This is a genomic window from Haloprofundus sp. MHR1 (assembly GCF_005155585.1).
Classification (GTDB): domain Archaea; phylum Halobacteriota; class Halobacteria; order Halobacteriales; family Haloferacaceae; genus Haloprofundus; species Haloprofundus halophilus.
On sequence record NZ_CP039833.1, the window covers coordinates 259,541 to 278,477 of the forward strand.

17 protein-coding genes are annotated in these 18,937 nt (G+C 67.6%); 12 read left to right on the forward strand and 5 right to left on the reverse strand.

Annotation, left to right across the window (positions count from 1 at the left end):
• Positions 1-396: 396 nt before the first annotated feature.
• Positions 397-1,701 (reverse strand): tRNA pseudouridine(54/55) synthase Pus10, encoded by a 1,305-nt coding sequence (locus FCF25_RS01265; RefSeq protein ID WP_137047032.1) that lies wholly within the window; start codon positions 1,699-1,701, stop codon positions 397-399.
• 190 nt (positions 1,702-1,891) lie between these two features.
• On the opposite strand from FCF25_RS01265, the gene FCF25_RS01270 reads away from it, so the two are divergent.
• Positions 1,892-2,878 carry a DMT family transporter gene (locus tag FCF25_RS01270; RefSeq protein ID WP_137047033.1) on the forward strand — a complete coding sequence of 329 codons (987 nt, stop codon included), beginning with the start codon at positions 1,892-1,894 and terminating at the stop codon, positions 2,876-2,878.
• Between the two features lie 195 nt (positions 2,879-3,073).
• On the opposite strand, the gene FCF25_RS01275 is transcribed toward FCF25_RS01270, so the two are convergent.
• Positions 3,074-3,394 carry an antibiotic biosynthesis monooxygenase gene (locus FCF25_RS01275; RefSeq protein WP_137047034.1) on the reverse strand — a complete coding sequence of 107 codons (321 nt, stop codon included), beginning with the start codon at positions 3,392-3,394 and terminating at the stop codon, positions 3,074-3,076.
• A 208-nt stretch (positions 3,395-3,602) separates the two neighbouring features.
• On the opposite strand from FCF25_RS01275, the gene FCF25_RS01280 reads away from it, so the two are divergent.
• Entirely contained in the window at positions 3,603-4,787 is a 1,185-nt protein-coding gene (locus tag FCF25_RS01280; protein ID WP_137047035.1) for a PLP-dependent aspartate aminotransferase family protein, read from the forward strand.
• Positions 4,788-4,940: 153 nt separating this feature from the next.
• Here FCF25_RS01280 and FCF25_RS01285 read toward each other — a convergent pair whose 3' ends face one another.
• Both FCF25_RS01285 and FCF25_RS01290 read right to left on the reverse strand, forming a co-directional pair.
• Positions 4,941-5,480: a DUF4112 domain-containing protein gene (locus tag FCF25_RS01285; RefSeq protein ID WP_137047036.1), complete on the reverse strand. Its 540-nt coding sequence runs from the start codon at positions 5,478-5,480 to the stop codon at positions 4,941-4,943.
• A 197-nt stretch (positions 5,481-5,677) separates the two neighbouring features.
• Positions 5,678-6,019, reverse strand: a complete 342-nt coding sequence (locus FCF25_RS01290; RefSeq protein WP_137047037.1) for a hypothetical protein — start codon at positions 6,017-6,019, stop codon at positions 5,678-5,680.
• Positions 6,020-6,635: 616 nt separating this feature from the next.
• Here FCF25_RS01290 and FCF25_RS01295 point away from each other — a divergent pair.
• The 5 genes from FCF25_RS01295 to FCF25_RS01315 all read left to right on the forward strand — a co-directional run bounded on the left by FCF25_RS01295 (position 6,636) and on the right by FCF25_RS01315 (position 12,323).
• The gene (locus tag FCF25_RS01295; RefSeq protein ID WP_137047038.1) at positions 6,636-8,441 is read left to right on the forward strand and encodes an L-aspartate oxidase; all 1,806 of its coding nucleotides are present in this window, start codon (positions 6,636-6,638) and stop codon (positions 8,439-8,441) included.
• Between the two features lie 160 nt (positions 8,442-8,601).
• Positions 8,602-9,606: an ABC transporter ATP-binding protein gene (locus FCF25_RS01300; RefSeq protein ID WP_137047039.1), complete on the forward strand. Its 1,005-nt coding sequence runs from the start codon at positions 8,602-8,604 to the stop codon at positions 9,604-9,606.
• Entirely contained in the window at positions 9,606-10,376 is a 771-nt protein-coding gene (locus FCF25_RS01305; RefSeq protein WP_137047040.1) for an ABC transporter permease, read from the forward strand. The genes FCF25_RS01300 and FCF25_RS01305 overlap by 1 nt, the downstream gene beginning before the upstream one ends.
• Before the next feature lie 110 nt (positions 10,377-10,486).
• The gene (locus tag FCF25_RS01310; RefSeq protein WP_137047041.1) at positions 10,487-10,918 is read left to right on the forward strand and encodes a universal stress protein; all 432 of its coding nucleotides are present in this window, start codon (positions 10,487-10,489) and stop codon (positions 10,916-10,918) included.
• Positions 10,919-11,126: 208 nt separating this feature from the next.
• A complete protein-coding gene (locus FCF25_RS01315; RefSeq protein WP_137047042.1) occupies positions 11,127-12,323 on the forward strand; it encodes an amidohydrolase family protein in 1,197 nt (398 codons plus the stop codon).
• A gap of 114 nt (positions 12,324-12,437) precedes the next feature.
• Here the strand turns inward: FCF25_RS01315 and FCF25_RS01320 are convergent, their stop codons facing one another.
• On the reverse strand, positions 12,438-13,007 hold the full coding sequence (locus FCF25_RS01320; protein WP_137047043.1) for a metal-dependent hydrolase: 570 nt from the start codon (positions 13,005-13,007) through the stop codon (positions 12,438-12,440).
• A gap of 118 nt (positions 13,008-13,125) precedes the next feature.
• Between FCF25_RS01320 and FCF25_RS01325 the strand changes: the two genes are divergently transcribed.
• The 5 genes from FCF25_RS01325 (at position 13,126) to glmU (ending at position 18,849) form a co-directional block, all read left to right on the forward strand.
• Complete coding sequence (locus FCF25_RS01325; protein WP_137047044.1) at positions 13,126-13,938, forward strand: undecaprenyl-diphosphate phosphatase; 813 nt, start codon at positions 13,126-13,128, stop codon at positions 13,936-13,938.
• A gap of 78 nt (positions 13,939-14,016) precedes the next feature.
• Positions 14,017-16,587: a cation-translocating P-type ATPase gene (locus tag FCF25_RS01330; protein WP_137047045.1), complete on the forward strand. Its 2,571-nt coding sequence runs from the start codon at positions 14,017-14,019 to the stop codon at positions 16,585-16,587.
• 76 nt (positions 16,588-16,663) lie between these two features.
• On the forward strand, positions 16,664-16,957 hold the full coding sequence (locus FCF25_RS01335; protein ID WP_117594424.1) for a DUF211 domain-containing protein: 294 nt from the start codon (positions 16,664-16,666) through the stop codon (positions 16,955-16,957).
• 7 nt (positions 16,958-16,964) lie between these two features.
• Positions 16,965-17,534, forward strand: a complete 570-nt coding sequence (locus FCF25_RS01340) for a VIT1/CCC1 transporter family protein (RefSeq protein ID WP_137047046.1) — start codon at positions 16,965-16,967, stop codon at positions 17,532-17,534.
• Between the two features lie 130 nt (positions 17,535-17,664).
• Positions 17,665-18,849, forward strand: a complete 1,185-nt coding sequence (gene glmU / locus FCF25_RS01345; protein WP_137047047.1) for a bifunctional sugar-1-phosphate nucleotidylyltransferase/acetyltransferase — start codon at positions 17,665-17,667, stop codon at positions 18,847-18,849.
• Positions 18,850-18,937: the final 88 nt, after the last annotated feature.

Consider the following 18,937-nt stretch of genomic DNA (forward strand, 5'->3'; position numbering starts at 1 on the left):
AACCAGAGGTGGATGCTGTGGACCTCCGTCCGACCGCAGGTGTGTCAGCGTCCTCCCGCAGTCCGTCAGCACCCATGCGACGGCTAAGCGCAGCCGGTAATAATTCTTGCTATGATTGCGTTGGTATTAACTAGTTCTGCCGACTCGGAGCCGCCTCCGTCTCCGAACTACCGACGGTCGAGTAACAGGAGCGACGCCGCCGGAACGTCGGCACGCGGACGATTTGCGGGCGTCCACCCGTCGGCGGCACCCACCGAGTTGCTCATGAAGGTACGCTCGCGTGCGTGAGAGCGGATTCTCGCACCGTCCGGCGGCGTCTGCGTTACTGTAAAACGCGATAACTGATAATCGTGTTGACCATTATCGCGCGGTGAGACGTTGTTCGTCCGCGGCGAGCTACCTGAAGAACTCCTCGCGCTCGAACGGTTCGTCTTCGCCTTCGACGGCGAGCACGTCGAGGGCGGTGACGACGGCGGAGACGCCGAGCAGGTCGGCCAGACTGGGTTCGGTTCGGCCGTCGTCGCCGGAGACGAGTTCCTTGATGTAGAGGCCGCCTTCGCCGTGTATCTCGACCGTCGCGTGGCGGTCGTCGACCAGTTCGGCGCTCGCGTCGTAGACGTGCCGCGTTCGCGTGAGGTTTGCGCGTCGGTGGTCGACCCGCTGCGGCGTGTACTGTTCGATAGTCGCGCCGGTGAGTTCCTCGACGGCCTCCGAGAGCGCCGCCTCGCTCACGTCGGCGTCGAACTCGACTTCGGCGCGGTACGTCTTGCTCGCGTCCAGTCCCTTCACCCGTTCGACCATGTCGTGTTCGGCGAGGCGGAGTCCCTCGACCTCGACCTTTCCGTCGGCGAACGCGTTGATGTCGCCTTCGAGGCGCTCGACGTCGACGTCGCGGCGTCGGGGTTCCTTGACTTCGACGACGAACGGGCGACCGGTCCCGAGCATCAGCGCGTCGACGTCCTCGCGGCCCGCGCCGTGGAACAGCGCCTCGACGCCGTCCATCACGTCGAGGACGAGGGGCGCGCTCAAGCCTTCGACGCTGTCCTCGTAGAGGTAGCCGCTGCCGCCGCAGTGGTCGCAGGTCTGTCGACCCTGTCGACCGCTGCCGTCGCACTCGCGGCAGGGCCACTCCGTCTGCGGGATGTCGCGGACGAGCTTTCGGTACCGACCGTAGACGAACGCCGAGTTCACCTCGGTCTCGACGGTGTCGGAGTCGATGTCGAGGACGAACTGCACGTCGGGGCGTTGGAAGTCGACGACGGTGTCGGTGAGGCGGCCGAACCGCTTGCCGACCTCGCGGTTGAACTCCGATTTGAACGGTTCGCCGGCGTCTCCGGGGAGACCGGCCATCTCCCGAAGCAGCGCCTCGTTCTCCTCGACGAGCGGCGGCGCTCGGGTGCCGACCTGGTACGTCTCGAACTCGACAGTCTCGCCCTCGCTTCCGTCGCTGCCCTCGACCGTCGCGGCGGCGCGCTCGGCCCACTCGTCGAACCGTCCGCAGAGCCCCTCGCAGACCCAGCAGTCGGCGGGGTCGACGCTCTCGGGTTCTTCGTCGTCTTCCAACGCCGCGGCGACGCGGAGCGACCGGCCGCGCTCGGCGTTGGTGAGTCCGTAGCTTCGGTCGGCGAACACCCGGCCCAGACAGGCGTCGCAGAGCGGCCCGCCCTCGGTCAGCGCGCGCGCGTCGTCGAGAATTCCCATAGACGGTACTCGCGTCGGCGTTCCTTTCCGTCTTGCTATTCGGCGGCCGGCCTCGACGGGCGTCCCCCGGGGCCGCTCGGCGACTCAAACGGTCGTTCACTATGTATCACGGTCCCGGATGAACCGCGGTATCACGACTGCGAGAAGCTTCTTGTGCCCCCGTCTTTTACGCCCGCTACCACCTATCGGAATGAGCCGCTATCGAAATCTCGCGTTGTTCCTGACGCTCTCGGTCATCTGGGGTACCGCCTATCTCGCAATCGACGCCGGTCTGACGACGCTGCCGCCGGTGCTGTTCGCCGCGCTCCGCTACGACGTCGCGGGCGCGGCGCTGTTCGCCTTCGCGGTCGCCCGCAGCGACCGCTGGCGGCCGCGCACGTTCGCCGAGTGGCGACTCGTCGCCGTCGGCGGTCTGTTAGTCATCGGGCTGAACTTCGCGTTTCTGTTCTCCGGCCAGCGCTACGTCGGCGGCTCCATCGCCGCCATCGTCGCCAGTACCGCGCCCGTGCTGACGCCGCTCTTCGCCCGGTTTCTGCTGCCCGGCGAGCAACTCGACGCGCGAGGCGCTGTCGGCGTCCTGCTCGGGCTGGCAGGCGTCGTCGTCGTCGCCACCGGCGGGAGCACGCTCGGCGGCGACCTCGTCGGCATCGTTCTCCTCGCGCTGGCGGCGGTGAGTTTCGCACTCGGAACGGTCCTCACCGAGCGCTACGACGCGCCGCTGTCGCTGGTGCCGACGCAGGCGTGGATGATGCTCGTCGGCGCGGCGTTCCTCCACGCGGTCAGCGGACTGCTCGGGGAAACCCCACCGCTGGCTCTGTCGTGGACGCCGACCGCCTTCGCCGCGCTCGCGTACCTCGCGCTCGTCTCCAGCGCCGTCGGCTACGTGCTGTACTTCGACCTGCTCGACCGCCTCGGGGCCGTCGAAATCAGCCTCGTGAAGTACGTCGTCCCCGTCGTCACCGCGCTCGTCGGCTGGGCGGCGCTCGGCCAGTCGCTCTCCGCGGGCACCGTCGCGGGCTTCGCGCTCATCGTCGGCGGGTTCGCGCTGCTGAAAGGCGGCGACGCGTTCGACGAAATGGTTCGCCTGCAGGCGCGCGTCGGTCGCGGCTACGACGCCGAGAACGTCTACGTCCCCGACAGCAGCGCCCGGCGTAACACGGCGTTCGGCGACGACTGAGGAGACTGACGCAAGTCAACTGGGGACCTCGTGCGGTGAGGTGCCTCAACCGTCGTCGGCAGCGTCCGGCCCACCCCGACGCTCGGTTCGAGCAACCACTACGCGGTGTTCGGATTGACGACAGGTCACGGCTCGGTCGCCGAACTCGACGGTGCGCAGTTTCCTGTGCGGAGCTAATCGACCAGTCGACGACCCCTACACGAGCGGGCTCGCATCGTCACCGAACCCGCTTCCGTACGTCTCAACGACTTCCGTAACGGTGACCTCGTACGCATCGTACCACTCCGTCCACCGCTGCTTCGCGCGTTTGTGGTCCGCATCCGCTCCAAACGACTCGAGTGCGTCCGACGACTCCCAGTAGTAGACGACGAGAACCTCCTCGTCGTCCGGCGCGTGCCACGTCTGCTTGCCCAGATATCCCTCCGTGTCCTCGGCAGCCGCCTGTATCACGTCGTTCAACTCGTGAAACTCCGCATCGTACTCGCCGGGAGCGAGGCGGAACGTTACCAAATACATCTGGACTATCCAGTCGTCCCCGGGAACAAGACGCTTCCCCCCGCGAGCAGACGACGGTTGGGCCCACCGACTCGCCGACCCATCACTGAGGCGGGTTTGGGTCTCTGGCCCCCCTCGCCGGAAACTCCACACCTATTTTCCGCGACTGAGAACAGCCCTCTGAACGCTTCTCTAAATCGAGGCCGAGAGGTTCCGTGGTGAGTATTCGATGACACGACACGACAACCAGTCCGACAGGAACCGATTCGCGACCATCGCAGTCGGCGCAGCCAAAGCCGAGACGCGTCCTCGCGGGGATGGAACGAACGACGTCGTCCCGCCGCTCCACCTCTCGACCACGTTCGAGTGGACCAGCGGGGAGGACGCCAACGAACACGACTATTCGCGCGAGAGCAACCCGACCCGGGCAGCCCTCGAAGAGCAGTTAGCCCGCCTCGAAGGCGGCGAACACGGGTTGGCGTTCGCCTCCGGGATGGCCGCCACGTCGACGACGATGCTGTCGCTGGTCCCCCCGGGGGGCCACGTCGTCTCCTCGGACTCCGTCTATAGCGGAACCGAAAAGCTCCTCACGGAACACATGGCCGGACATCTCGGCGTCGACGTCGACTTCGTTGACGTCCGCGACCCCGACAACGTCGCCGATGCAGTCGACGCGAACACGGACCTCGTCTGGGCAGAGACACCGTCGAACCCCTTGATTCGGCTGTGCGATATCCGAACGATAGCCGATATCGCCGACGACCACGATGCGCTGTTCGGCGTGGACAGCACCTTTGCGAGTCCGTACTACCAGGCCCCACTCGAACTGGGTGCCGACGTCGTCGTTCACAGCACTACCAAGTATCTCAACGGGCACTCCGACTCGATCGGCGGAGCCGTTATCACCGACGACGGGGAGGTTTTCGAGCGATTGGCGTTCGCACAGCGGGTCGGGCTCGGGAATATGCTTTCGCCGTTCGACTGCTACCTCGTTGCGAGAGGTATCAAGACGCTGCCCGCGCGGATGGAACACCACGAGAAAAACGCGACGGCGGTTGCCCGGTTCCTCGAAAGCCACGACCGGGTCGCTCGTGTCCGCTATCCGGGTCTCGAAAGCCACCCGCAACACGGTCTGGCGAGCGAACAGATGTCGGGGTACGGCGGAATGCTCTCCTTCGAGTTCGACGGCACACTCGTCGAACTGGAGGCGTTCGTCGAGGGACTCGAACTGTTCACGCCGGGAGCGAGTCTCGGTGGTGTCGAGAGCCTCATCGAGGTACCGTCGCTGATGATTCCCGACGAGTTCAGTCGCAGTGTGGACTCAGCGGAGATTCCCGAGACGTTGGTCCGGGTATCCGTTGGTCTCGAAGACGCCGACGACCTCTGCGAGGATCTCCGGACGGCGCTCCCGTAACCTCGGCCCCGTTCGTCGTACCCGATTGCTGGGTCGACCGACGTGGATGCGAGTGACGAACTGCTGCAGACACCTCCGCATTCAGTACGCCGTTAGTATCGACCGAAACGTAGTCTACGCCCCGAAAACTGGCGAAATCGAGCCGGTGAGCTGTCAGACCAACTGCCCCACGAGCCACAGCACCGCCAGCGTCGACACGACACCGAGCGCGAGCAACAGGACGAACAGCCCGCCCACGACGACTGTGAAGAACCGTCGGTCCACCTCGCCCGCTCGCGGGTCGGCGCGGCGCGCCTCGGCGAGACGGACGTTTCTGGCGTTCGCCTTCCACACCGCGTCGAAGAGGTCGCCGACGACGGGGACCGACCCGACGACGGCGTCGACGGCGAGGTTGAACAGCATCCGAAGCACCGTCACCTTCGGAACCCCGAGGTAGGCCGCCTCGGCGACGATGTACGCCGACACCGCGGTGATTGGAACGTCGCCGACGACGGGAATCAAGCCGATTATCGGGTCGAGACCGATGCGGTAGTTCGTCCCCGGAATCCGAATCGAGTTGTCGAGGAGGCGGCCGAGGCGTCGCAGTCGACGGAGCGTCTCCGCGTGCTCGGCGACTCGGCCCGCCGAGGTGGTGTCGCCTCCTCCGTTCGCCCTCTCGACCGCGCTGGGGGGTGTCTCCGCCGATTCGGTCACACCACTCCTTCGGCGGCGACCAACAAAACGTCTCGGCGTCTCAGCATCTCGGCGGACGAGATGGTCGAAAGCACACTACTGCGGTCACCTGATACGAAGAAGGCTCTCCGATGGGAGTCGAACCCACCTCCGCCGGAATCGCCCGGCGTGTCCCACCGCTGGACCGCGGAGAGTGCGCACCACGTCGCTCACCGCGCTCACGCGTCGCGGACATCGCGCACCTCCGAGACGACCGACGCCCGTTTGACGCCGAAACTGTCCAACAGCTGGGCCTCCAGCGCGGCGGCGTCTCGGCGCGCCGTCGCCCCCTCGCCGGCGTCCACGTCGAGTTCGACGACGAGCGTCGCGCGGACTTCGACCGTCAGGTCGTTCAGGCCGGGCCGGAGGCCGCAGAGCTCGAACGCCTCGACGTTCGTCACGCCGTCTAGCTTTCGCAGTCGCTCGCGGACGGCCGTCCGGAGGTCGCCGGAGGCGTCACGCGAGACGAACACCGTCAGGTCGGCTGACGCCGACACGGAAGGCAGTTTCTGCACTGACATGAGGGGGTCGGGAGGGAGTCGATTCCTCACCTGTCCGCTCGATGGACCGCTCTGGCCGCTTGAGCTACCGACCCCACCGCGCGAGGCGGCGGCTTCGGTCGGAAGACGTTTCGTCGGGCGACGGCGGACGCGGCACGCGCCGCGGTGCCGACGCGCGGGTCCGAGACGCGCGCGTCGCTGCCGTCGATAGTCGCCGGAGAATGAACCGTGGGGTTCGACTCCGACGACCGCGCTGGATACGCAGACGCCGGGGGCGTCGCGCGCTCACGCGATGACGGAGTCGAACCGACCGTACGGCTTGGATGGGCCAGACCCAACTCCGGCGCAGTTGCCGGTGGACACACCGCTCGCCGGCCGCTCGGTGGCGGGAGTGGGCGACGTGGTGTGGTGGGTCTGGCTGAGCATCGTTCACCGTGCCCGCTTCTGCGGGCGCTTACGGGACACGTCACGCGGTTAATACATAAACGTTGTCGGTGTGTGTCACGGTCTGTCATTCAACTCCCGTACACCGCGGTAACATCGCTGTAGCCGCTCATCGCTGTAGCCGCTCCCTCTCGCGCACGCGAGCGCGAAGGCCTTAGGCGTGTCCGGCACTAACTCCTACTTGGTTAGCTCCATGACACTAACACCGCCGACGGACCCGTCCGACGAGGGCGGCGACGTCCCCGAGTACGAGGAAGTACGCGTACCTGTGCTGGTCGTCGGCGCGGGGGCCGCGGGCGCGCGAACGGCCATCGAACTGGCCGAGCGCGGCGTCGAGAGCCTCGTCATCGGGAAACGCTCGCACGGCGACGCACACACCACGTGGGCCGCCGGCGGCATCAACGCGGCGCTCGGAAGCCTCGACCCCGAGGACGACTGGCGAATCCACGCCGCCGACACCTACGACGAGGGTCACTTCGTCAACGACCCCGACGCGGTCGAACTGACGACCAAGCACATGCCCGACCGCATCCGCGAGCTCGCCGAGTGGGGCATGCCGTTCGACCGAGCCGAAGACGGCGAAATCGACCAGCGCTACTTCGGCGCGCAGTCGTTCCGCCGGACCTGCTTCGTCGGCGACCGAACCGGCGAGGCCATGCTGGAGACGCTCGTCTCCAGAGCCCGGGAGCTCGAAATCCCGTACCGCGAGAACGTGATGGTGACGCGTCTGCTGTCTGACGGCGCGCGCGTCCACGGCGCGGTCGCCTACGACATGGACGACGGCCACTTCGTCCTGTTCGAGGCGAATCACGTCGTGCTCGCGGCGGGCGGGTACTCGTCGCTGTACGACCGCCACTCCTCGCGCGACGAGGAGAACAACGGCGACGGACAGGCGCTGGCGTACGAGGCGGGCGCGGATCTGCTGGACCTCGAGTTCGTCCAGTTCCACCCGACGGGGATGGTCCAGGACCCCGGCTGGGAGGAGGAGTGGTCCGGTCGTCTCGTCACCGAGGCGGTGAGAGGAGAGGGCGGTCGCCTGTTCAACGTCGAGGATGGGCGGTTCATGGAGGACTACTCGCCGAACCAGATGGAACTCGACGCCCGCGACGTGGTGGCTCGTGCCATCGCTCAGGAGGTACGAGAGGGCCGTGGCACCGAGAACGGCGGCGTCTACCTCGACATCTCTCACCACGACCGCGAGTTCATCGAACGGCGGCTGCCGAAGATGTACGAGCGGTTCCAGAGCCTCGGTATCGACCTCGCCGAGGAGGCGGTGGAAGTCGCGCCGACGGCGCACTACTCGATGGGCGGCGTCGACATCGACTTCCGAACGGGGGAAACGCGCATCGAACGCCTCTACGCCGTCGGCGAGACCGTCGCGGGCGTCCACGGCGCGAACCGCCTCGGCGGCAACTCGCTGGCGGAGACGGTCGCCATCGGCAAACTCGTCGGCGAGCACGTCGCCGATGTCGTCGACGAATCGACCGACGGCGAGCCGTCGCTGCCCGCCGGGATGCGGACGCTCGCCGAACGCGAGTTTCGCGCGCTCGCAGAACTCGCCGAGAGCGACGGCGACACGACGCCCGCCGAGTTGCTCGCTGAACTCCGCGGTGTGATGGAGGATGACGCAGGCATCCTCCGCGACGAGGAATCGCTGGAAGAGGGACTCGAAAAACTCGCCGCGCTGCGCGAGAAGACGACCGACCTCCGTCTCGACGGCGACCGGACGAGTCGCGCGTTCGAGGACGCGGTCGACCTCTCGTTCATGCTCGTCGTCGCCGACGGCGTCCTGCAGTCGGCGAAGCGCCGCACGGAGTCGCGGGGTGCGCACTACCGCACCGATTACCCCGAGAAACGCGACGAGTGGCGCAAGAACGTCCTCGCCCGCCGTGGCGACACGGGGATAGCACTGTGGGACCGTGCGGCCGGTCTGCCGAGCGAGGAGGTGCAGGAGGCTATCGACGAGGGTCACGAACTGGAGTACCACCACTTGGAGTAGTCGGAGTCGCCCCCGACAGTACGGCCGTCGGTGAGTCGCGCCGATGCTCGCCCCTCCTTCGACGCTCCACCACCCGTTTCACCCGTCGTGACCGGCGCTACCACACCGCGTTGCTTCCCCCTTCGCTGACCTTAATCCGTTCCGTCGCCGACGACCGACAATGACTGCCGCCATCGAAGTTCGCGATTTGCGGAAGCGGTACGAAGGGGTACAGGCGCTCGACGGGGTGTCGCTCACCGTGCCCGAGGGCTCGTTTTTCGGTCTCCTGGGTCCCAACGGCGCGGGGAAGACGACGTTCATCTCGATTCTCGTCGGTCTCGTCCGCAAGAGCGGCGGGACCGCGGAGGTGTTCGGCCACGACGTCGAAGACGACTACCGCGAGGCGCGCGACGCCATCGGCCTCGCCCCGCAGGAGTTCAACGTCGACCGGTTCTTCCCCATCCGCGAGGTGCTGGAGCACAAGGCGGGCTACCACGGCATCCCGGCCGAGGAAGCCCGCGAGCGCGCCGACGAGGTGCTCAAGCGCGTCGGCATCTACGAGAAGCGCGACACGCGCTTCGACTGGCTCTCCGGCGGGATGAAGCGCCGGTTCGTCCTCGCGCGGGCGCTCATCACCGACCCCGACTTGCTCATCCTCGACGAACCCACCGCGGGCGTCGACGTGCAGCTCCGCCACGACCTCTGGGAACTCATCACCGAACTCAACGACCAGGGGACGACGATTCTGCTCACGACCCACTACATCGAGGAGGCAGAGCGCCTCTGCGACGAGGTCGCGATTCTGGACTCCGGACGCATCGTCGCCGTCGACAGCCCCGAGGACCTGATGGACCGCGGCGCCGACCGCATCGAGATACAGTTGCGAAACCCACCCGCGGAGGCCCCGTCGCTCGCGGCGGGCGAGGGCAACGTCGAGAGCGTCGAACTCGAAGACAACCGCCTCGTCGTCACCGCCAGACAGGGCGGGTTGGTCGCGCCGGACGTCGTCCGCGAACTCGACCGCGAGGGCTTCGAGATCGTCGACCTCGAAATCTCGCGCACCTCGCTCGAAGAGGTGTTCGTCGAGATGACGCGCGGCGAGGAAACCGTCGGCGACGAGGACGGCGACGAGAGCGAGGCCGAGAGAGCGACCGCGGCAGCGCCCGGCGCGGGAGGTGACCGCTGATGGCGGTGTTCCCGACCGGCTTCAAGACGCTGACGCGCCGCGAGATTCTCCGGTTCGTCCGCCGCCCGCGCAACACGTTCGTCCCGCCGCTCATCACCAACGTCCTCTACTTCTCGGTGTTCGGCGTCATCCTCGGCGACCGCGTCGGCCAGATCGCGGGCGTGCCGTACATCCTGTTCATCCTGCCCGGCCTCGTCGTGTTGGGAGCCATCTCGAACGCGTTCGAGAACGGCTCCTTCTCCATCTTCCACGGCCGGTGGAACGAGTACATCCACGAGGCGCTCACCTCGCCGCTGTCGTACTCGCAGATGGTGTGGGCGTACACACTGTCGAGCGCGCTCCGCGGCGTCATCGTCGGTATCATCATCTCGGCGGTCGGCGCGGTGTTCACGAGTGTCGGCGTCGAGCGCCCGCTGTACCTCGTCGCGTTCGCCGTCGTCATCACGGTGCTGTTCGCCAGTTTCGGCATCGTCGGCGGCCTCTGGGCCGACGACTTCGACGACCTGACGATGATGAACCAGTTCATCCTCAGGCCCTTGGTCTTCTTCGGCGGCGTCTTCTACGCGCTGGAGAACCTCCCCGAGGGGCCCCTGCAGACGGCGACGCTCCTGAACCCGATGTTCTACATGGTCGACGGCGTCCGGTTCGGCTTCCTCGGCACCTCCGAGGTCGACCCGAACCTCTCGCTCGGCGTCTTGTCGCTGATGGCGGTGACGATGGTCGGCGTCAACACCGTGTTGTTCAAGCGCGGCTACGGGCTGACGGACTGAGCGAGTCACGGACCTGAGGAGACTGGTTCTCGACCGTCGTCGTCGACGACGGGTCACTGAAACGGTGTGTCGTCAAGCGCTTTTCACACTCGGCCCGGTACACTCGCGGGATGCACGACACGATTCTGGTTCCGACAGACGGGAGCGACGCGAGTCTGGCCGCCGTCGACGAGGCGCTCGAAATCGCCGCGCCGCAGGACGCGACGGTCCACTTCCTGCACGTCGTCGACGTCGGGACGGAGATGTCGGCGGCGGCGTCCGGACAGATCGCCCAAGAGCTCTCGGACACGCTCGAACAGCAGGCCGACGACGCGCTTGACGAGGCCGTCTCGCGCGCCGAGGGCGCCGGCGTCGACTACGAGCGCGTCATTCTCGAAGGGACCCCCGACTCGGCCATCGTCGACTACGTCGAGGAGCACGACGTCGACCTCGTCGCGATCGGAGCGACCGGACGCTCCGGCCTCGCCGAAAAACTCCTCGGAAGCACGACCGACCGCGTCGTGCGCTCCGTCGAGGTTCCGGTGCTGCTGGCCAGGGCGTAGCGTTCGGCGTCCGGGAACGCCGCGAAAGCGACTCGGCGGGACCGTCTCCGAGACTACTGTCCGAGGAACCGGTCGGCGTCGGACGGCCCGCGGACGACGCGCTACGAGAGCGACCGCTCGGCGGCGTCGACGAGCGTCTGTACCTCGAACTGTCGACCACCCTGTTTCGAATCGAAACGCTTTGTTAGGCGTACGCACATCACCGACCATGAGCGCGACTGTCATCCGCAACGCGACGATTCACACGGCGACCGACGAGGGAACCGTCGAGGGCGACGTACTCATCGAGGACGGCAAAATCGCGGGCGTCGGCGAGGTGGCCGCGCCCGACGACGCCGAGGAACTCGACGTCGGCGGCGCGCACGTCACGCCGGGACTCGTCGACGCCCACAGCCACGCCGGGATGGCCGAGTGGGGCGAACCCGAGGACGGCGACTTCAACGAGGGTACCGACTCAGTGACCCCGCACGTCAGCGCCCTCGACGGCTTTCACCCGCGAGACGAGGAACTGAAACACGCGTTCCAGAACGGCGTGACGAGCGTCTCCGCGCGGATGGGCTCCGGGAACGTCGTCGGCGGCGTCATCTGCTCGATGAAAACGTACGGCCTGACCGCCGACGAGATGTTCATCAAGGAAGACGGTATGAAAGCCGCGATGGGCGAGAACCCCAAGCGGTTCCACGGCGAGCGCAAGGACCGCCAGCCATCGACGCGACCGGGCGTCGCCGCCACCCTCCGGCAGGCGCTGATGGACGCCGAGGACTACGTCGCTCGCCGCTCGAAAGCCCGAGAGGACGGTGAACCGTTCGACCGCGACCTCGGGATGGAGAACCTCGCCAAAGTCGTCGAGGGCGACTTACCGCTCCGCGTCCACGCCCACCGCGCCGACGACATCGTGACCGTCTTCCGCATCGCCGACGAGTTCGGCATCGAGGACCTCTCCATCGAACACGCCACCGAGGGCCACCTCGTCGCCGACGAGTTCGTCGAGCGCGACGTTCCCGCCGTCTGCGGGCCCTCGCTGTACTCGGGCGCGAAGTACGAACTGCGCAACATCACGTTCGAGTCGCCGGGCATCCTCCACGACGCCGGCGTGAAGGTCGCCATCCAGACCGACGCCCCCGTCCTGCCGCAGCAGCACCTCGACGTCTGCGTCGGCCTCGCGGTGCGCGCCGGTCTCCCCGAGGAGGCGGCGCTCGACACCGTCACCCGGAACGCTGCGGAAATCCTCGGTATCGAAGACCGAGTCGGCACCCTCGACGTCGGTACCGACGCCGACATCGCCGTCTGGGACGGCCCGTTCTACGAGATCGAATCGAGCACCCGACACGTCTTCGTCGACGGCGAACACGTCTTCGACCGCGAACGCGACGACGTAGACCCGCGCGAGGAGTACGCCTGGTAGTCGACCGGACGTCGGCCGAGTGTTCGTCGTCGACCTGGCGGCGTTTCGTTCCGAGCCCTGACGCCCGTCTCCGAGCCCTGACGCCCGTCTCCGACTACTCACGCTCGCCGGCGACTACTCACGCTCGCCGGACGATTTCTCGGCGGTGTGCGCGACTTCGAGGCCGAGCGACGGCAGCGGCGGTGCCCCGTCGCGCCACCACCGGAGGAGACCGACCACCGTCACGACGAGGCCGAAGGCGACCCCCGCCGTCAGTTCCAGCTGGAGGAAGAACTCGACGATGCTGTAGTCGTACTCGGGTTCGTCGACCGGAATCAGCGGCCAGACGAGGAAGGCCAGCACGCGAACGTTCCCCTGACCGAGTTGCCAGAGGACGTCGCCGAGCAGGTGCGAGGCGTACCCGACGACGAACGCGTCGCCGACGCGGCGACGGTCGAAGCGGCGAGCGACGAACGCCACCGCGAGGAGGAGCGGGACTGCGACGAACAGGGTGTGCGCGAGCGTTCGCCCGCCCGGAAGCACCTTGAACGTCCACGAGAGCGGTTTGTCGACGAGGTCGGGGAACTGCGTGCCGACGGCGAGCGCGCACGTCGCCGCCAGTCCCGACGGCGGACCGGTGCGGCGGAGCCGAAGCCCGTACGAGTAGAGGAGGTAACCGAGAGCGGCGTGACCCCAAGGGAGCATCGTCGTCGAGTACGCCGGTTCGGAGGATAGGCGCTTCGGCCCGCACCGGGTCGTCGCCTCGAATCTCACGTCGCCTCCGAAGGGCAACTCTCATCTACCTGGTCTCGTCGCATAGGTCATGGACCGTGACCTCCTCGTCGCGCTCGTCGTCGGCGTCGTGCAGGGCGTCTTCGAGTGGCTCCCCATCTCCAGCGAGGGCAACATCGCGCTCGCGCTCACCGCCGTCGGGAGCGACCCCTCGCGGGCCGTCGCGTTCGCGCTGTTTCTACACGTCGGCACCGCCGTCTCCGCGACGGCGTACTACCGCGACGAACTTCGGACGGTGCTCGCGGACCTCCCGCGGTGGCGACCGAACACGGCGTTCTCGGCGACGCCGACGCTGTCGTTTCTCGGCGTCGCGACGCTCGTCTCCGGCGTCGTCGGCGTCAGCGCCTACCTCCTGTTGGTCGAGGCGGCGTCGGCGCTGACGGGCGGCCTGTTCGTCGCGCTCGTCGGCGCGCTGCTCGTCGCCACCGGCGTCCTCCAGCGCGTCGCCTCGGGGTTCGAGTTCGCCGGGCGCGACGCGCCGAACCTCGTCGACGCCGTGCTCGTCGGCGGCCTGCAGGGACTGGCCATCCTGCCGGGCGTCTCCCGGTCGGGCGTCACCGCGAGCGCGTTGCTGTTCCGCGGTCACGACGGTCCCGAGTCGTTCCGTCTCTCGTTTCTGCTCTCGATTCCGGCGGCGCTCGGCGGCGGCCTCATCGCCGTTCTGGACGACGGGCTGGCCGACGTGACGCTCACGGAGGCGGGCGTCGCACTCCTCGCGGCGGCCGTCGTCGGCTATCTCTCCATCGACGCGCTGATGCGCGTCGTCCGGCGAGTCTCCTTCTGGGCGGTCTGCGTCGGCCTCGGCGCGCTCGCGCTCGTCGGGGGCCTCGTCGTCACGCTCTGAGCGTCGTCTCTCGCGCTCCTTCGGAGGCGCACTCTCGCAGGTGTACTACCAATGTGTTGGGCGTCGTACACTCGCCCAGTGTCCGAGTCCGCACACAGTCAGCCGACCGACGAGGTTCTGTCCGCCTACGACGCAGAGCGCGGCGGTTTGTCGTCGACGGACGCGCGCGAACGACTCGAACGACACGGCGAGAACGACATCGTACAGAGCGGTCAGCGCTCGTCGACGGCCATCTTCGTCGCCCAGTTCGACAGCGTGCTCATCTGGGTGCTCGTCGCCGCTGCCGCGCTCTCGGTCTGGGCAGGACACGCCGTCGACGCGGCGCTCATCGCGCTCATCGTCGTCGCCAACGGCGTCTTCGGCTTCGTCCAGGACTACCGCGCCGAGCAGAGCCTCGAATCGCTCCGAGAGCTCACGACGCCGACGGCGACCGTCCTCCGCGACGGCGAGCGCGTCGAACTCGACGCCACCGAACTGGTCCCCGGTGACGTCGTCGTGTTGAGCGGCGGGGACGTGGTACCTGCGGACGCGCGGGTCGTCGAAACGACCGACCTCGCGGTCGACGAGTCCGCGCTCACCGGCGAGAGCGCGCCGGTCACGAAATCGGAGACGCCCGTGAACGCCGGTACCCCGCTCGCCGAGCGTTCGAGTATGGTGTTCAAGGGGACGAACGTGACTCGCGGACGGGGCGTCGCCGTCGTCACGGCCACCGGCATGGGGACGGAAGTCGGCGCGATCGCGCGCGAGCTCGCGGCGACCGACGAGACGGAGACGCCGCTCCAGCGGGAACTCGACACGCTCGGTCGACGGCTCGGCGGCGGCGTCCTCGTCCTGGCGGCGGTCGTCGCGCCGGTTCTGGTCTACCGAGACACCGAACCGATTCAGGCGGCGCTCACCGCAGTCTCGCTGGCTGTCGCCGCGGTCCCCGAGGGGCTACCGGCCGTGGTGACGCTCACGCTCGCGCTGGGGGTGCGGAAGATGGCCGACGAGAACACGCTCGTCCGCCGCCTCCCCGCGGTCGAAGCGCTCGGGGCCGTAGACGTCATCTGCACCGACAAGACGGGCACGCTCACGGAGGGTCGGATGTCTGCGAGCAGGGTCTGGCTGAACGACACCGTGGTCGACCTTCGCGGACGGGACTCGACCCGCGAGGGAGGCGACGGCCTCGACCGCGCGGAACGCCTCTTTCGAATCGCTGCACTCTGCAACGACGCGACCGACCCCGACGACGACCCGACCGAGTGGGCGCTGGTCGAAGCGGCCGAACGGTGGGGTCTCGACGTGCCGCGGTTGCGCGAGGCGCATCCGCGGACCGGCGAAGTGTCGTTCTCCTCGGAGCGGAAGTGGATGGGGACCGTCCACGGCGACGTCGGGTACGTGAAGGGTGCGCCCGAGGTCGTGCTGTCGAACGCCGACTCCGTCCTCACCGAGGACGGTCGGCGACCGCTCACCGACGACTCGCGCGAACGCATCGAGTCGAGAGTCGGCGAGTTCGCCGACGACGCGCTTCGAGTGCTGGCGTTCGCCTACACCGACACGCCGGCGCGACTCGACGAGGGACTCACGTTCGTCGGGCTCGCGGGGCTCATCGACCCGCCCCGCGAAGAGGTCGCCGAGGCCATCGCCGCGACGAAACGCGCGGGAATCGCCGTGAAGGTGGTGACGGGAGACAACGTCCGGACGGCGACGGCTATCGCCGGGTCGCTCGGTATCGACGGCGAGGTGCTCGAAGGGGACGAACTCGAACAACTCGACGGCCGGGCGCTCCGAGAGCGAGTCGAGTCGACCACCGTCTTCGCGCGCACGTCGCCGGCGCACAAGGTGCGAATCCTGCGCGCGCTCCAGGAGAACGGTCACGTCGTCGCGATGACCGGCGACGGCGTCAACGACGCCCCGGCGCTGAAAAACGCCGACATCGGCGTCGCGATGGGCGTCCGCGGGACGGACGTCGCAAAGCAGGCGTCGGACGTCGTCCTCCTCGACGACAACTACGCGACCATCGAGCGGGCGGTCGAACGAGGGCGCGCTATCTTCGACAACGTCTGGAAGTTCGTCGCGTACCTGTTGAGCGCGAACATCGCGGAGGTGGCGCTCGTCTTTCTGGCTTCGATTTACGGCTATCTCATCCTGCCGGCCGTCCAACTGCTGTGGATCAATCTCCTCACCGACGGCCTTCCCGCGCTGGCGCTCGGCGTCGACCCCGAGAGCGGAGACGTGATGGAGCGCCGGCCGCGAAACCCCGACCGCGGAATCGTCGACCGGCCGATGCTGGCGCTCGTCGCCGGGATGGGGACGGTGACGTTCGCCGTCGTCTTCGGGCTCATGTTCCTGACGCTCGACGGGTCGCCGGTCGTCACGCCCTACGCGATGACGATGGTGTTCACCGCCTTCGTCGTCCTCGAGTTCGAGAAACTGTACGTCATCCGGTGGCTGCGCGAGACGCCGACGCGTTCGAACCGCTGGCTCGCGGCTTCGGTCGCGGTCTCGCTTCTCCTCCAACTGCTGGTGCTGTACACGCCGCTCAATCGGTACTTCGGCACAGTCCCGCTCGGCCTCGACGACTGGGCGCTCGTCGGCGGCGCTCTCGTCGTCTGTCTCCCGGCGTACGTCGCGGTTGCGCTCGCGACGAAACGGCTCACGAACGGATGAACGGGGAACACCCGCGGCTTCGACCGCGGGTCGACGACTCCAGAGTTAAGCCCCTCGTGACCGTCTTCACCGTGCTATGACAGTACCGATACGGCGGCTCGTCGTCGACCTCCTGAAGCCCCACGAACCGGACCTCGTCGCGGTCGCCGAAGCGGTCGCGGAGAGCCGCGGCGTCGACGGTGTCAACGCGGTCCTCGTCGAAACAGACCGCGAGGTCCAGAACTGCAAACTCACGGTCGTCGGCGACGGCGTCGACCCGACGGCAGTCGAGGAGACGGTCGATCGCCTCGGGGGGACCGTCCACTCCATCGACGAGGTCGTCTGCGGCGAGGCGATGGTCGAACAGAGCCCGACGCCACAGGACCGCTGAGTCTCCGATGACGAGCTATCGAGAGCTCCTCCGACGCGACGAGGTTCGGTCGATATCGCGCCGGTACTTCATCTCGAACGGCTTCGACGGCACGCTGACGAGCATCGGTATCGGCGTCGGAGCCTATCTCTCCGGCGTCCCGGACGGACTCACGGTGTTCAAAATCGGACTGGGGGCCGCGGTCGGTCTCGGAACCTCCGGCGTCTGGAGCGTCTGGGAGATCGAGCGCGCCGAGAAGCGCGCCGAAATCGCCCGCATCGAGCGCGCGATGCTGACTAACCTCCAGGAGACCGACGTCCAGCAGCGACAGGAGAGCGCGCGGAAGATTAACGCGGTCGCGAGCGGGGTCGGTCCACTCATCGGCATCATCTTCCCGCTTTTGCCCTTCCTCGCCGTCGGGGCGTCGCTGTCGCTGTTTCTCGCCACCGTCGCCTCCGTGCTCGTCGGCGTGCTCGTGCTGTTCGTCTTCGGGGCGTATCTGGGCACCATCTCGAAGCAGAACTGGGTCGTCGCCGGGATTCGGATGGGAGCGGCTGGGCTCGTCGTCGCGTTTCTCAATCTGTTCCTCCCGGGATGACGACCCGTGCTCCGGACCGGCGGTGTCACGTCGAGTACCGTTCGAACCGCGGAGTATCCCGGTGTATGTGTTGTTTTACCACAACCTCAGTCGGAATTCATATCTTGCTGGTCGGTGTGCGTGGGAGTATATGCAAACGCTCGTGCTCGCCGCCGGGCAGGGGACGCGGATGCGCCCCCTCACGGAGAGCCGTCCCAAACCCATGCTGCCCGTCGCCGACCGACCGCTCGTCGCCCACACCGCGGACGCCGCCGTCGCCGCCGGAGCGTCCAAACTCGTCCTCATCGTCGGCTACGAGGCCGACGAGGTGAGAGAGTACTTCGGCGAGGAGTACGCCGGAGTCCCCGTCGAGTTCGCCGTCCAGGAGGAACAGCGCGGAACCGCCGACGCCGTTCGCGCCGGTGCCGAGTATCTCGACCCCGGGCCGTTCGCCGTGCTCAACGGCGACGCGCTGTACGACCACCCGTCGCTGGAAGCGCTGTACGACGACGGCCCCGCGGTCGGCTCCTACCGCGTCGACAACCCCAGCGAGTACGGCGTCCTCGACATCAGAGACGGCAACGTTCGCGGCGTCATCGAGAAACCCGAAAACCCGCCGTCGGACCGCATCAACACCGGCGCGTACATCTTCCCGGCGGAGGCGCAGAACTGGCTCGACGTCGAGACGAGCGAGCGCGGCGAACTCGAGCTAACCGACGTACTGGCCCGCGCTTGCGAGGAAGCAGACGTCACCGACGTGCCGTTCGAGCGCTGGCTCGACGTCGGCCGACCGTGGGAACTGCTCGCGGCCAACGAGTGGAAAGTCGGCGAACTGGAGCGCGACATCCGCGGCGAGGTCCACGGCGGTGCGGACCTCCGCGGCGACGTCGTCGTCGAAGCGGGCGCGGAGGTCGACGCCGGCGTCGTCGTCGAGGGGCCGGCGCTGATTCGCTCGGGCGCGTCGGTCGGCCCGAACGCCTACGTCCGCGGTGCGACCGTCGTCGGCGAGGGCGCGAAAGTCGGCCACGCCGTCGAAGTGAAAAACAGCGTGTTCATGGAGGGAGCGACGGTCGGCCACCTCTCGTACGTCGGCGACAGCGTCCTCGGCCGCGACGTGAACTTCGGCGCCGGCACGAAAGTCGCGAACCTCCGCCACGACGGCGAAGCCGTGAAACTCACCGTCAAGGGCGAGCGCGTCTCGACGGGGCGCCGGAAACTCGGCGTCATCTGCGGCGACGAGTCGAAGACGGGCATCAACGCCAGCCTCAACGCGGGCGTCATCCTCTCGGAGGGCGCGGCGACGAAACCCGGCGAGTCGGTCACGCGCGACCGGTAGCGTCCGGTCGCGTCCCGACTCGTCTCCGGTTCGATACTGCTCTCTCGGACGACGCTGGTTCGGTACCGTTCTCGGACGACGCTGGTTC